Raw genomic sequence first — 14,878 nt, forward strand, 5'->3', positions numbered from 1 at the left:
AATCCGGAAGCTGATGAAAGACGATATCCGGCGCGATACAGAGATTGTCGAGAGAATCAGTCGGGTGATTACGGATTGAGGATGTCAGTCAGTTACAAAGCTCGCAGCACCAGCTGTTTTTAATCGTAAGAAAACTGCGCTTGCAGCGGTATTGCCTCATCCTGGGGCAATACCGCCGTTCGATGACATAGGGTTGGGATGTGATAGAAAGCGTTCGCTTAATCGACTGACCAAACGGTCTTTAAGAAGGTTGCCTTGTCAGATTCCGCATTATCCCGAATGCAATTTACAAGCAGTATTGTGAAATATTTTATTCACCGTCACGTTTGTTAGGAAACTAGGTAAGGCCAAATCCCGAGCCCTGAAAATGGACTCGGGATGTCTATGACTATTCAGCACCACTATAAAGAAGCGCATTAAACAAGAACTTGAACGTGCCATAGGATTGCGCACGTTGTGCGACTTGGGGACCAAGCAAAAACAATTTTCCATCACCGACAGAAACATCAGCGATAGCGATCGTTCCCGCCAATCGCTCCTCCCCAATAGCCCAGCCACTGCGAAGAAGGTCCCGGCCTTCAAACCAAGAGACGCTGTTTACGTCCCCGTCTCCAGTTGCCAATTCAAAAGTCTGCGACCGGTTAAAAAAGATATCCACTTCATCTGGTAAACCATAGGCGAGTGGTTGGCTGTTATCGACTTGGGCTCGCAAAATAGAGCCCGGTATGAAGAACTCCTTGCTATCAAGTGGTATTTCGATGCCATCAATAGTTTGGACAAGCGCAGGTTCAAGCGGTGTATCTAAAAGTTGCGAAAAGCGACCAGCACTACCGAGCGCGATCACCGCACCGCCACCACGGACAAATTCTGCAATTGCCGGAACCGTTTTCTCATCAGTGATCTCACCAAGCATGTGACGATACTCACGCGGAATATCACCACGCTCGGGCTGTGTTTCCGGTGAACTCTCCCCCCACGCACCGGCTGACGGCAATGCACGGTCTGCAAAGAGTAACACATCGAAGTCTTTAGAGAGGCCTCCTTGATCAAGGCGCTGTGGGAAAACCAACTCATAAGAGAACTCGAATTCTTCGAGCAGCCAGCGCGTCCACCCCACAGGGATCACCCCGCCATAGCGGTCAACAAGTCCGATCCGAACCGGCTTGAGCGCAATTATTTCGCCCGACGGTCTAGTGTTTACCGCAGTTGCAGAAATGCCAAGCTCAGTGACACTGCTCACCACAATCAGACGTGCTTCATCCGAAGCCGGTACCCAAAGTGCACCTGGCTGCATAGTCTCGCCGTCAATATTCACCTCGCCCGTCAACCATGACGGTTCAATACCTGCCTTCAACAAACGATTTGTAAGAATAAAACTGTTGTTCGCATCGTGACTGACGATCCATCCGGCTGCCCCCTGGCCTTCAATTTTTCCAGCTGGCGGCATGATGATATCCGACATCTGTGAAAACACGCCTTCAACGCCTTCAAAGACTCGGTCAAAGCTAACGCCCATTTGGTACGCCAGAGTATAACCCGTGACATCATAAGGTGGTTTTGGCGGACCACCCGGATATTCCTCATCATGGGGATGTTCCTGTGGTTCAAACATATCCATAATGTGCGGGCGATAAGCTTGCGCTGTACGTACAACATACGACCCGGAAGGATAGGTCTTGTTCCCAACATTAAAGGCGTTTTCAGCTTTCTCCACATCGACGCCATTTTTAATCAATGCATTGAGGAAAGCAATCGCAGTTGGAAAGTCGCGCTGGTCAGGCGAAATCACATAAGCGCGTGGATCGCGATTTTCCGGCGATTGCATGATCTCTTGGTACAACGCGGGATCGACCAGTTTTGGATCTCTACCTCGTGGTTGGTATTCATTGTTCCCTTCAGGAACGTATGGCGCAGCAGCAGCAAGCGCGTCAACGTTGGACGGTAATACTGTCCAGTTGTCACGACTACCTTTTTCAATGCTGTTGGCAGCCATGCGATAGATGTTGAATAACAAACGCTCTCGATTGCGCGATGCGTAATCCAATACGGCCATGTTGAGCGTATACTGATAATTTAGTGTATCTTGCAGGTGCCATTCCTGCGGCCCAATCGGCATAATTTCATCACCGCGCGGCAGTTGGGTGGACGGCACGAGTGGAATTGTGGTCGGCGTAGGGCCGCCTGTAATTTCAGTCAACAAACCAATCGCGTTGTGAAAATAAGAAACAGAACGAACCATGCCGTTGTGCCATGTTGAGTACGGTGCCGCTCCCCGTTTACCCGACCCAGCTTTGCCTTCTGAAAGAAGACGCGAATGCATCGCAGATGCGACCTCGTCTAGCTGCGCCATGACGATCGGGTCATAGTTAAAATTGAAAGGATCGCGGAACGGCGGCACGAAAACAACCATACCCGCAGGCGCTGTCTGATGCTGATTATAAACGATTTGCGGGTACCAATCGCGGAACAGAACTCTGTTAATGTTCTCTGTTTCTGGCATCTGTACCATAAAACTGTCACGGTTATTATCGTGACCAACATATTTCTGGTAGAGTCGCGGTAGATGCTCGAACTCACGGTCTTCTTTTCTAGAATGGCGCATATACCAATCGCTGACCAACTCCATCCCGTCAGGATTATCATGAGCGAAAAGAATTATAACATCATTCAATATACGAATTGTTTCTTGGTCCGTCTGCGTCAGCATTTTGTAAATGACCTGGATCTGACCTTGGGATGTCACTGTTTCGGTTGCATGCAAACCCGCATCAATCCACACAACGGCCTTCCCCATATCAGCGAGGTTGCGTGCTTCTTCGGGATCTAGGTTTTTAGCTCGAGCTAATTTTTCGGAAATGGCGCGGTAGCGTTCAAGATTGGAAATGTTTTCAGGACTAGAAACAATTGCCATCCACTGCGTACGACCCTCGGCAGTTTTGCCAATATCAACTAATTTCATTCGGTCAGATTCAACAGCAAGCCGCTTTAGGTAGCCCTCATACTCGCTATAATTGGCGAGATAATAGTCCGTACCCGGTGGCTGCTTGAAAAAAGAATCGGGCGGTGTCGGCGTAGACAATGCCATGCCCGGCTGTGGAAACAACGCTGCTTGAATAAGCAGCGCCGCCGACAAAATAAGCGAATGAGACTTCATAAATTTACTCCAGATTGTTATTGTTGTCTCGAAAATCGAATAATACTGAGTGGTTTCCCTAGCCGGCCAATTGTTACTTACCTCACTACCTACTGCCGATGCAGGCGCAGCATATGCCTCCCCCTTTTCCCATTCGCCCGACGCAGCGCAACCGTGCGCACAATGAATAACCAAGTTACAGTGTGCCTGTTGGATTAGACTCCTGACACGATTAAATGGCCGATCTATCGCGACAAGCATAGCCTAGAAAATAAAAGGCATTACTCTTTCGACAATTGCTGCCCGACTGAAACTCTATAGAAGTATAATGTTCATCAGGCGTCCACAATCAAACCTCAGAAACTGGTAAAATGAAAAGGGAAATCGCGATGGAACTTCAATTATCTACCTGGCCGGAAATCGAAACATATTTAAAACGCTCGCGGCTGATTGTCATTCCCATTGGCTCAATGGAGCAGCACGGTCCCACGGGGTTAATCGGCACGGACTTTATCTGTCCTGAGGTAATCGCCCGCAAGGCGAGCAAAGCATCCGATGTAATGGTCGGACCAACATTCAATGTTGGTGTAGCGCAACACCATATGTCGTTTGCCGGCTCCATATGCCTACGCCCAAGCACCATGATCGCTGTTATGAATGATTGGACGAATGCACTCGCTCATCATGGCTTCAACAAACTGGTGTGGCTCAACGGGCATGGTGGTAACATCGCAACTATCAACGCCGCTTTCGCGGAATATTATCACCAACGCAACTATGCCGCCGACGGCATCCACAAGAATGTACGATGCATCTTGCGCAACTGGTGGGATTTGCGGGGCATTGCCGATCTCTGCGCGCGTCTCTATCCAGAAGGTCATGGGCAACACGCTACGATTTCCGAAGTCGCCGTGACTTATTTTTGCCATCCGGAGCTAAGTAAAACCGAAGAGCTAAGCCCGAAGATTGCGCCAAAACATGAACCATTTACCGATGCGGATGACTATCGCCGAAAATATCCGGATGGACGTATTGGCTCGGATCCTAGCCTCGCACGCGCTAAAGATGGTGCGCTTATTATTGAGACGGCCACCCTAAGCCTAGCTGAGGAATTGAAAACGCTCAACTCCGAGTCCTGATCCAAATACATCTTTACGAAGATCAAATCGGCTAGCGTAAAATCACCCGCCGTTTAATTGTGACGGGATGACAGATCAAAGTCATCCCGTCAAAGAAGAAGTCAGAGGGATACTAACTTTTTCTATTTCTTAGCGTTTTTCACGTACTTGTCGAACCAATCAAACTCTTCGGCAAGCACATCCAAACGGCTTTCACGAGCAGCATAAATATGATCTTCAAACGGATACATCACGAGCCGAACAGTGGCACCAAGCCCTTTTAACGCATGATACATCCGCTGAGACTGAATCGGATACGTACCCGTATTCGAATCGATTTCCCCGTGGAACATCAAGACAGGTTCATTGATCTCCGGTGCATGCATGAATGGCGACATTTGCATATAGACATCTGTCGCCTCCCAGAACGTGCGACGTTCACGTTGGAACCCGAATGGCGTCAATGTACGGTTGTAAGCACCGTTCATTGCAATACCCGACGCAAAAATATCACTATGCGTCAGGAGATTCATCGTCATAAACGCACCATAGCTGAGGCCAGCCACGCCCATGCGGTCCGGATCTGAAACGCCCATCTCGACAAGCTTATCAACAGCCGCCTCCGCATTTGCCACAAGTTGCGGGACGTAGGTATCATTGGCTTCGAGGCCACCTACAATCGGCATCGCTGCATCCGCAAGCACGGCATATCCCTGCGTGAGGAAGAGCATGTAGTCAGTCGAGGTTCGCTGTGACATCCCAGAATATTTATATGATGAACCGCGAACCTGCCCGGCACCTTGCGTACTCGCAAACTCACGCGGGTAAGCCCAAACGACCGTCGGCAAACGTTGACCTTTTTTATAGCTAGGTGGCAGATAAAGAGTGCCACTTAACGGGACCCCATCATCACGAACATAATTGATCTGCTGCTTGTTAGCTTGTGTCAGCGCTGACGGTTCTTGAGTAATGTCAGTCAACGCCATCTTTGTCCCGGCTTCAAGATCGCGCAAATAGTAGTTCGGATAATCAATGCTAGTTTCATAACTTGTAATGACCCGGCCCGCGCTATCATCCAGCACAGCAACGACATGTTCGTAACTTTCACCTGATGTTGCGAGGAGCCGCTCAGTTTGACCCGTTGAAAGATTAAAACGATCAAGGAACGGATGATCTCCATCTGGAGATCCACCCTCACCTGAAAGATAAATCCAGTCACCATCTTGGCGAAGAACATCACCAGATTTCATAACCGGCGCGCCAGGGTCGCCGTACCAGTCATCACCATTATGCTCCCAAAGTACAGAAGCTTCAGTGCCTTTCTCAAATTTAGTGATCCAAACTTTCGTCCCGCGAGTCGCCCAAGTGAACTCTTTCAAAAGAGCAGCAGACCCGTCTGCAGTGAATTTGAAAAGTGACGGATCGTAATAACTTTCGCTGACAACACGATTGTTAGTACGCATCAGTTCTCTGGCTTTGCCTTTGAACGGTGCCGTCAGGACATTAACGGTATCGCGATAAACCGCCTCATTTTTCGGATTACCACCATCTAGCGGTTCTACATAAAGAAGCGATGCAGGTGTGCCAGGAGCCCACGCAAATCCCCGTGCGCCTTCTGGTGCCCAACCCATAGATTCTGGACCAGCACTATTCATCGGCAAACTCGCAACATGTTTGACGGATTTGCCCTTGTTATTGAGAATGTCCACCTCTTTCGGGAATCGACTTGCAGGTACCAAATAGGAATAAGGTTGCGCCATGCGTACCGACAGGAAGTATTTACCGTCATCCGACTTCGTAAGTGTCTCATACACCCCAGCATCACCAAATGCTTTTGCATCACCAGTTTTCGCATCAACGATCATCGGTTGAGACGTCATATAATAATCGAAGAGCGCTTCGTCGTGTTTGTTGGTCAACAGATCTGTGAAGGTCCAGACAGGTGCCTTTTCGCCATCAGACTCTTGCACCACAGAACTCTTGGGTACGCCCAAATTTGGAGCCTCGCCTCGATTTGGCATAACAAAATGACAAAGTAGATGCGCATTTTCATCAACCCACGAACATGGTGCATCCGCTTCTCTACTGATGCTACGCGCAGCATTAATCACTGGACCAGAAAGCTTTGTGGCATTTCCTGTAGCTACATCAGTAACCCAAAGCTCAATACCGTTTTCGACCGTATGGAGGAAAGCGAACTTACTGCTATCAGGTGACCAAATCGGAGGCCCTAGCCGTTCGGACGGAACTGTTAGGGCTTTTTTCTCACCACCAGACAAATCGACAAGCTGATAGCCAGTGCCAACCCCGGTGTATGAAGAGTGGAGGTCATATCGCGGGGTGTTATATGGACCATTTGTAGCAATATTTATGCGCACACCACCTAGGCGGAGCATCGGCGCAGCGCGGTCTTCTATCGAAGGCATGGCAACCAACGGAGTAATCACCATCCACTGACCATCAGGGCTAACACTTGCCGCGGGCTGCGGCGCAATATCGAGAATATCAACTGCTGCTTGTGACGGAGTGCGGTATTCGTCTTGCGCAGATGCAGCAACGCAAGAAAGGCTTACGGCGAAAGCTAACCCAACTGATGGGAGTCTTGATCGTATGAGCATGGCATTTCTCTCTAAAAATGTTTGATTTTTTTGATAACCGAATTGGGGCCGACGCATTTTCATAGCGTCGGCCCTGCAGTCGCTGGGACTAGAACGACTTCGTCACGCCGAGGAAGAAGTTCCGACCGACGTTCTCGTAATGAGAGCCGTCAAACGTACCGGCATAAATACCCGGTAAGCGTGGTGGATTCGTGTTCAGCAAGTTATTGATACCAACTTGAAGTGTGAGACCCTGATTAGGTAGCTCATAACCGATAAACAAGTCATGATAGAGTCGGGAAGGAACACCCTCAACATTATATTCGCGAGTTCTTTGGACATCGATCTCAGCGGAGCCGACATAACGCATGTTCCAAACGACCGTCAGATCATTGATGTTGTAGCTTGCAGAAAAACGACCACGCCAAGTCGGATCATCATATTCACCGTCTTCAATTAATAGAGAAGTTGGATCGGTCACATCAACCAACTCTTCGAGTTCCATGAGGTACACAAGAGACAAGTTGAAATTTAGGCCCCCTGACAACGATCCCACAACATCTTCAAGCTCCAGACCATAAGCCGCGGAGAAGTCGATACCTTTAGCAGAGAGTCTACCGATATTGACCTGACGAAGGTCAATTTGCGAAACGACACTCGGATCGGCAAGACCGGGGAAGTTACCGCGTGTAACCAAATCACAAAACACATTGTCAATGCTCGGCGAGTCTACACAGTTCTCAACGATCTTGTTGCCATCCAAAGTCTGGATGGCGTCTTCGATTTCGATTGTCCAATAGTCAGCAGACAAACGAAGCCCAGGAACGAAACGAGGCGTGATCACGCCGCCGATCGTCCAGGAGTTTGATGTTTCTTCCGTAAGGCTTTCGTTGCCACCGATCACAGTTTGAAGCGCAAGTGTTGCTGCGGGATCGGTCCAGCCCACCGGAACACCAAATGCGCGGCAGTTGGCTTCGCGGTTCGGCACCAGATTGATCTGGGACGCATCGCAAGGATCGTTATCGATGTTTAGAGTTCCTCGGCTTTCCGGGCCGAAAAGTTCAATGATATTTGGCGCACGCACACTCTTCGAACGGGTTACGCGTATTCGAACATCCTCGCTTGGAGCCCAAGCACCGCCGAGTTTCCAGGCAAGAGTAGAACCGATGCTGCTGTAATCAGAAAAACGCATCGCGCCCTCTATTTCCAGCGATTCCGCTAAGAATGCCCCTTCAAGAATCGGGGCCACCGCTTCAATAAAGGCCTCTTTAACGTCAGTGCTGGCCTTAACCGGCTGAGCACCGTTATCTGTACGATATAACTCACCGCGAGCGGCAAGTCCGTCATCTAGTGCAGACAGTTTATCCTGGCGGTATTCAGCACCAAGAGCGACGCTAAGCGGACCCGCCGGTAATTCGAGTAGCGGACCGGTGATCTGAAAGCCGGCAACAGCTTGTTCGTTATCAACTTTCCGAGACAGTGTATAAGAATAGTAAGCTTGGTCTGCCTCTGGGATCATCCCGCCTGTGAAAAAATCAAGCGGAACGCAGCCGGCAGCCACAGCAGCTGGATCAGCACACATAGCCCCGCCCATACCGTCGGAAACGGCATCAAGCGCTTGGAAATACCGCGACTCGATGCGCGTTCCAGCAATCGAATAGTTTTGGGTGCGGCGACCATATTGATAAAATGCTTCCCAATTAAAGCGATCAGCAATCTCGCCTTCAAATCCAACATTAGTGGTAAAAGTATAACGTGAATTATCATACTGTTTGTTGCCGAGACGATCCTCTTGCTGGGTTCCGATTGTTAATGTCGGCGCACCGCCCATGAGAGCTAACACTTCAGCCGGAATCGTTGGATTGTCACGGTCCAAAACAATACCTGAGTCAAAGAAACTCTGGCCATTTGTCTGGGTTTCCGCAAAAGAGAAATCCACTCCGGCAACTATGCGAACCGACGGTGCGACCTCGTAACTGACATTCGAAATCGCAGAAAACACAGTCCGCGGCGTGCGTAGATTGCGTTCCTTATTGTTGTAGCCATACGGACCGCCCGAACAGCTGTTACCGTAACAATCAGGATTATCAAGCGCCACAACCCCGCCATCATAGAAATAGCGATCACCACCAATCACAAAAGTTGGCTCATAAGAAATCGACACTGAATGAGGATCGGAAATGATTAGTCGATCAGGAATACCGTCATCCGGACCGGTGTTGGCCGGATTGTTGACAAAAGTGACGGCACCATCGCCAGAAGCGTAATCGCGATCTGTGTATTTCAGAACTTTCGATTCCTGCGCAGAAATGCCGAAACTTGCATAACCTCTACCACCAGCAAACTGACCGCCACCATTAAGATAAGCCGAATACGTTTCCGCATCTCCTTCCTGTGAGATACCGCCGCGAACAGTAGCCTCAAGGCCTTCAAAGTCTTTTTTCAACTTGACGTTGACAACACCAGAAACCGCATCAGCACCGTACACGGCCGACGCACCACCAGTGATAATCTCAATGCTTTCGATCATGCCTGGAGGAATTGAAGACAGGTCAACCTGGGAGCCCTCGCGAGAGCCAGAAACTCGGCGTCGACCATCAACCAATACCAATGTCCGGTTTTCACCTAGACCTCGCAGGTTGATAAAGCTCGACCCAATGTCGCGATTAAAGGTGTCATTGGAGGAGCCGAGACCAACACTGATCTGCGGGTTTTGCATGATGATTGAGCCAGTATCGACCAATCCGGTTTGCATGATTTGATCACTTGAAATAACAGTGGTCGGCGTCGGCGTATCGAAGCCGCTCCTCGCGACCCGAGAACCAGTGACAACCACTCTATCCGTATTATCCGTGGCCGAGTCTTGATTGGCCGGGTCTTGCGCAAATACGCCTCCAGCGCTGAATAGCGCCGCGACGCCACCCAATAATGTACCTTTTAGCTTATGTTTCGACACAGTCGCCCCTCGATTTTCCAGCTTAGCGCTTTTCTTGAGCGAGATGACAATCACCCCGCCTCGGGTAAGGCCGCCGGAAAACTCCGTGTCATTCAACAGCGCAACGAGCGCTTCTTTAACCGTGTACTGACCGATTACAGGATTAACCCCGTCTTCGTTCGCAAGCCTCTCAGGATAGATGAGTCGGGCACCAGTTAACTCAACAAACTGATCCAACGCGACGCCGAGGGTACAGTGCTCGATATGAAAATCATATCGGCCATTAGAATCCTGAGCGAAAGCGCTCGACGCAAACAATACCAATACCGCCAATAATCGGCAGAACACGCTCATTTGCCCCAAACCCAGCCAATCCCCGTCCGTTAGCCTCGCCAACAGCACACGCTGGAGATATTCAATCCGGCCTCGCTGGATAAGACTTCTCAAAAACCAAAACAGCCGATCGTCCTTTCGATTTTTATATCTTTTTTCATTACCGAGGTCTTGGTTACGTTTATTCTCTGGAATTTAATTGCGATCGTCGTCGAATTCGACCGACGTCACGTTTGTCATTACCACAGCACAACATCATTTTCCGCACCAGCTTGAAGCGCAGTAAGATGAGCTATCAACCTTCATCAACAGTCCGTACAAGGCGCACCCTCTTTGCGCTTACACGTTCCGCCTGAAGGTCAGCCATAATTTCTAAAGCCTCGAACATTTCATCGACATCCCCTATTTTAAAATAGCCCGTCACAGGAAGGTCGCGGAGCGTTTGTTCATCAATTTCTATAGCAATGTCAGTGTATCGACTGACGTCAGCGACGACATCAGACAACGGGTCGCCAGAAAATGCCAAAACGCCTTGCCGCCAAGACAATTTGCGCGCCAGCGTTTCTGGTTCCACAAGGTCAACGCTCTCAATATCATCTTTGATCACGGCGCTCTGCCCGGCGCTGACCGCTGTCGCAGCTTGCATCATTGCCCCCCCCACCTCTTGCGGTGCTGCTGTTTGCACAGGATACGAACTCTCCGGCATCAAAACAACGCGGCCTTCAGAAACCAGTACATCAACTTTGCTGTCAAAGTCGTTCAACCGTACGGTGAAAGCGGTGCCGACAGCGACAACGCGCCCATTCGGAACCCGTACTGAAAAAGGACGTTCTTTGTCTGGTGCCACTTTAAAATACGCCTCGCCTCGCGACAACCAAATATCGCGGGCACCTTTTCCATAAGCGTACTCTAAGCGGCTATTGGTATTCAGCTCGATAACAGAACCGTCCGGCAAGGCGACGGTCTGCTGCTCCCCTATAGCCGTTACAAATGAATAATGCTGAGGACCTGAAAGTTGGCTCTTAATCGTGACCGAAATGCCGATAGCACCAAAAATGGCTACAGACGCAGCCATGCCCGTTAAGACGGAACGCCGCCCAAACCATCCAAAGCGCGCTTGCGCAGCGTCTTTAGCCAGCAATTCAATATTTTCGTCTGAGACCGCATAATCGGCTAAAACCTTAGCTTCGTCGAAAGCGCCCCATAACAAAACAAGCCGTTCAAACGCTTCGCGATGTCGGGCACTAGCGCCGCGCCACGCCAAAAACGCCACTCGATCTGCTGCTGAAACGTTGCTCTCCTCCAACCGGACAAGCCAATCTGCAGCCTCAGCATCGATGCTCTTTTGGTCTGGCATCGTTGAAAGTGTTTCCGACTTACGCATCACTCACTATCGCTTTCGCCTCACTCGCTATCACTGATGTCCTTTACACCGCCGACCATTGCATACACCGCGGCGTCGCTGCGTGAACCGCCCCCCCTCACTGCAGGAAATGCACCAAACTCGGTAGGCTCATAGCCCTGTTTACGCAGATGAGTTTCACACATCAACAGGGCCTCAGCCACATACTTTTTCGCCGTGCTTACTGACACATCAAGTCTCGCCGCAATCTGCGCGAGCTTCAAATCCTCTATTTTTCGCATCCAAAAAGCCCTGCGGTGCCTCGGCGGCAAACTGGCTATAGCTTGCGACAGGGCCGTTAGTTTTCTCCGAGTATCGAGCTGGGTTTCCGCTGAGATCCCTGCTTCATCCATATAGACGTCTGAGCCACCGGAATCTTCGATAGAATCTGTGGTAGTGCGCACTTTTCTTTTCAGCTCACTGAAAGCAAGGTTTCTTGCCGACCGGAGAAGAAACGCCTTGGGATCGTGAATATCAGTCCTCATCTCCGCTGCAAAACATTTCATAAAGACCTCTTGGCTGAGGTCTTCAACATCCTCCAGCCGGCGAAAATACCGAGCAAAAATGCGCTTGATAGCGGTTTCGTTTCTCAAAAAGGTATCAAAAATCTTAGACATATGCCGATCACCAAACTGAAAACGCAGTTCCAACGGCATATTAGGAAGTATATCCCTCCCTTATCCAGACGCCGATCGGCTTTTACAAATTATTTTTAAAAACCTCGACCATTCCAATCCGTCAGAAGTCTTACTGCACGTAGGTGTATCAACGGTGCAGAAATACAAGCTTGATACTTAACCGTCTTACTTTGAGGCAAATTACTCCAATTTCATGCAGGAATACATCAAAGGCGCAATCTGAATTCTTGCTAGCTCGTTTCTGCGGCACGAGAAAAGAATCAAAAAGCCGCAACGATCCTCCGTATGCATTGCGACTAAACAGAAATTTCAGCATACCTGCCCCCTGAAAGCTCAATTATGAACGTGATTATTTTTCTTGGCTCAACGCGGAACAGTACGCCGCCACGTCCCGCGCGCATAGGTAAGCGCGCGGCGATCGCATGCGCTACCCAGTTGACCCAGCCTGGCACAGCGATGGAAATTATTAATCCGTTAGATTTTGATCTTTCAGCAGTTTTCAAACCGCACTTTGCTTCTACCTCTGGGCGGGCACCTGAAAACTTGAACGTCTAGCAAAAGACATAGAAGATGCGGACTGCTTTGTAATGATAAGCCCAGAATACAATCACCCCATGAGCCCAGCTTTAGTAAATATACTTAATCATTTCGACAGTTCACATTTTTCCTACAATCCGAGCGCCATTGTAACAAATTCGACCGGTCAATAGGGCGGCACAAGAGCTGTTGGTTAATATGCGCACGTTCTTAAGCGAACTGGGATGCCTTCCTGTTTCCGTTATGATCCAAGTGCCGCACGCTCAAGATGTATTTGACGAAGACGACCGGTTTGCACCCGACGTGGATAAGGAAAGGTGGCGAGGCTATCTCGGGCGAACCTTTCAACAACTCCGCTGGTGGAGTGAGGCAGCGATAAGCCAGCGCGAACTAAGTGAACCGACAGAACCATTTGACAAGGACCCGTCGCAAAAAAAGCTCCATAGTCATTCGTCCCAAACTAGGATTCTTATTGCGTACAAATACTTATTTAGACTTTTCACGCTGATCAGTTTACACATTAGGAAAAACAATCCCGCATCTAAAAAAGCATTGATTGTTAAGTCCGTATACAACCACCGTAGTGCGTTCGAAAATGTTGCCGGCGATTTCATAAATATAGACGGCCCAGGCGCATTAGACCTTTCTCTCAAATCTCTCATTTACAAGAATATGAAAGGCCCTAAATGGGCACTGACTACAAGCCCAATTTCTAATCAATAGACACCGCCAGTAACCGGAGAAATATAATGCGGCACCCACTTTCAATACCAGAGGTAATGTTAAACGGTTGTTATAAAGGAATCCCTGGACATACGCCGCCCTTCCCTCTGGACAAAATTTCCGACCGCAACTGGAACATTCTCAAAGGTGACATGACCTTTCCTTGCGCGGTGTTGCGAAGCTCTGCACTAGAACGAAACCAAATGTGGATGAAGCGCTTCCTTGAGCAAGAGGATGCTGTTTTATGTCCCCATGGAAAGACCACTATGAGTCCGGAACTTTTCTCTCTCCAACTGAAAGGCGGCGCTTGGGGACTGACCGCAGCCACTATTCAGCAAATACAAACATACAGGGCATTTGACGTTCAAAGAATACTCCATGCAAACCAATTAGTTGGCATGGCCGAGATTGATTATGTTTGCAAAGAGCTCAATGAGAATCCTAGCTTCGATTTTTACACGCTTGTAGACTCACCCGCGCTCGTAAGAATTTTATCCGATCGAGCCGAAATAAATCAAACCAATTTACAGGTCCTAATCGAAGTTGGGCAAGCTGGTGCGAGAACCGGTGTGCGAAGTATAGATCAGGCAAAAGCCGTATGCGATGCTATAGCTGAATCTCCACGCATAAAGTTGCGCGGCATCGAAACTTACGAAGGCATCATACAGGGCCCAAACGATGAAGAAATCGAAACTGCCATCGAAGCTTTGTACTCAACACTCAGTCAAGTAGCGATAATGGCTGAATCCCGCGGGTTTTTTAATCAAGGCCCCGTGATATTAAGCGGCGGTGGCTCGGCTTATTACGACATGGCCGCCCGTGGAGTCGCCGCAGTCCCATTACAAACAGAACGGCTACATGTTATTCGCAGCGGTTGTTATTTAACTCACGATGCGAAGTGGTTGGATGACTATTTTCAAAGGATGCAAATTCGAACTGAGGTTGTTGGAGAACCCCTTAATCCTCCGCAAGAAGCGATTGAACTTTGGGCCAATATTCATTCAATTCCAGAGTCCGGGCGCTGCTTCGCTACCCTTGGAAAGCGAGATGCATCCCACGATATACACTTACCCGCACTCAAAAAATGGTTCCGACCTGGTGAACATTCGCAACCAACTAAACTAGACGGTCACAAAATTGTCGCGCTGAATGATCAGCATGCGTATATTGATATGCCAGCGAATTCACCACTCGCAATCGGCGATATGGTGGCCATGGGCATTTCACACCCATGCACAACCTTTGATAAATGGCGTTTCATGCCCATCGTCGACGATGATTATTCAGTAATTGCAGGAATCAGCACCTGGTTCTGAATGAAGATCAGAACCCGACAGCATCACCGCCCTTGAGCTCCAACATTTCGCGCGTTTCTTCTGGTGTTGCAATATCCATGGAAAGTTCAGTCGAACCTATTCCTAATCGAATTGTCCAGCACTATGGGGGTCCGTGTCTAATATGG

General features: G+C 49.3%; 7 protein-coding genes and 1 pseudogene. 3 read left to right on the forward strand and 5 right to left on the reverse strand.

Annotation, left to right across the window (positions count from 1 at the left end):
* Positions 1–388 precede the first annotated feature (388 nt).
* Positions 389–3,154, reverse strand: coding sequence for a M14 family metallopeptidase (locus tag ABFZ84_RS13405; protein WP_369314592.1), 2,766 nt, complete (start codon positions 3,152–3,154; stop codon positions 389–391).
* 368 nt (positions 3,155–3,522) lie between these two features.
* On the opposite strand from ABFZ84_RS13405, the gene ABFZ84_RS13410 reads away from it, so the two are divergent.
* Positions 3,523–4,272, forward strand: coding sequence for a creatininase family protein (locus ABFZ84_RS13410; protein WP_369314593.1), 750 nt, complete (start codon positions 3,523–3,525; stop codon positions 4,270–4,272).
* 122 nt (positions 4,273–4,394) lie between these two features.
* On the opposite strand, the gene ABFZ84_RS13415 is transcribed toward ABFZ84_RS13410, so the two are convergent.
* The 4 genes from ABFZ84_RS13415 to ABFZ84_RS13430 all read right to left on the reverse strand — a co-directional run bounded on the left by ABFZ84_RS13415 (position 4,395) and on the right by ABFZ84_RS13430 (position 12,174).
* Positions 4,395–6,869 (reverse strand): S9 family peptidase, encoded by a 2,475-nt coding sequence (locus ABFZ84_RS13415; protein WP_369314594.1) that lies wholly within the window; start codon positions 6,867–6,869, stop codon positions 4,395–4,397.
* A gap of 88 nt (positions 6,870–6,957) precedes the next feature.
* The gene (locus ABFZ84_RS13420) at positions 6,958–10,137 is read right to left on the reverse strand and encodes a TonB-dependent receptor plug domain-containing protein (RefSeq protein ID WP_369314595.1); all 3,180 of its coding nucleotides are present in this window, start codon (positions 10,135–10,137) and stop codon (positions 6,958–6,960) included.
* A gap of 274 nt (positions 10,138–10,411) precedes the next feature.
* A complete protein-coding gene (locus ABFZ84_RS13425) occupies positions 10,412–11,500 on the reverse strand; it encodes a FecR family protein (RefSeq protein WP_369314816.1) in 1,089 nt (362 codons plus the stop codon).
* A 20-nt stretch (positions 11,501–11,520) separates the two neighbouring features.
* On the reverse strand, positions 11,521–12,174 hold the full coding sequence (locus ABFZ84_RS13430; RefSeq protein WP_369314596.1) for an RNA polymerase sigma factor: 654 nt from the start codon (positions 12,172–12,174) through the stop codon (positions 11,521–11,523).
* A 321-nt stretch (positions 12,175–12,495) separates the two neighbouring features.
* Here ABFZ84_RS13430 and ABFZ84_RS13435 point away from each other — a divergent pair.
* Together ABFZ84_RS13435 and ABFZ84_RS13440 are read left to right on the forward strand one after the other, a co-directional pair.
* Positions 12,496–13,128 (forward strand): annotated as a pseudogene (locus tag ABFZ84_RS13435) (NADPH-dependent FMN reductase); the annotation flags it as partial.
* 314 nt (positions 13,129–13,442) lie between these two features.
* Entirely contained in the window at positions 13,443–14,732 is a 1,290-nt protein-coding gene (locus tag ABFZ84_RS13440; RefSeq protein WP_369314597.1) for an alanine racemase, read from the forward strand.
* Positions 14,733–14,878 lie beyond the last annotated feature (146 nt).

Origin of the sequence: Hyphococcus lacteus, assembly GCF_041058985.1 — a bacterium.
Lineage (GTDB): Bacteria > Pseudomonadota > Alphaproteobacteria > Caulobacterales > Parvularculaceae > Hyphococcus > Hyphococcus lacteus.

Excerpts from the sequence above, each read along its gene's own strand:
- ABFZ84_RS13405 (WP_369314592.1), bottom strand. The coding sequence starts at position 3,154 with ATGAAGTCTCATTCGCTTATTTTGTCGGCGGCGCTGCTTATTCAAGCA.
- ABFZ84_RS13410 (WP_369314593.1), top strand. The coding sequence starts at position 3,523 with ATGGAACTTCAATTATCTACCTGGCCGGAAATCGAAACATATTTAAAA.
- ABFZ84_RS13415 (WP_369314594.1), bottom strand. The coding sequence starts at position 6,869 with ATGCTCATACGATCAAGACTCCCATCAGTTGGGTTAGCTTTCGCCGTA.
- ABFZ84_RS13420 (WP_369314595.1), bottom strand. The coding sequence starts at position 10,137 with ATGAGCGTGTTCTGCCGATTATTGGCGGTATTGGTATTGTTTGCGTCG.
- ABFZ84_RS13425 (WP_369314816.1), bottom strand. The coding sequence starts at position 11,500 with ATGCGTAAGTCGGAAACACTTTCAACGATGCCAGACCAAAAGAGCATC.
- ABFZ84_RS13430 (WP_369314596.1), bottom strand. The coding sequence starts at position 12,174 with ATGCCGTTGGAACTGCGTTTTCAGTTTGGTGATCGGCATATGTCTAAG.
- ABFZ84_RS13440 (WP_369314597.1), top strand. The coding sequence starts at position 13,443 with ATGCGGCACCCACTTTCAATACCAGAGGTAATGTTAAACGGTTGTTAT.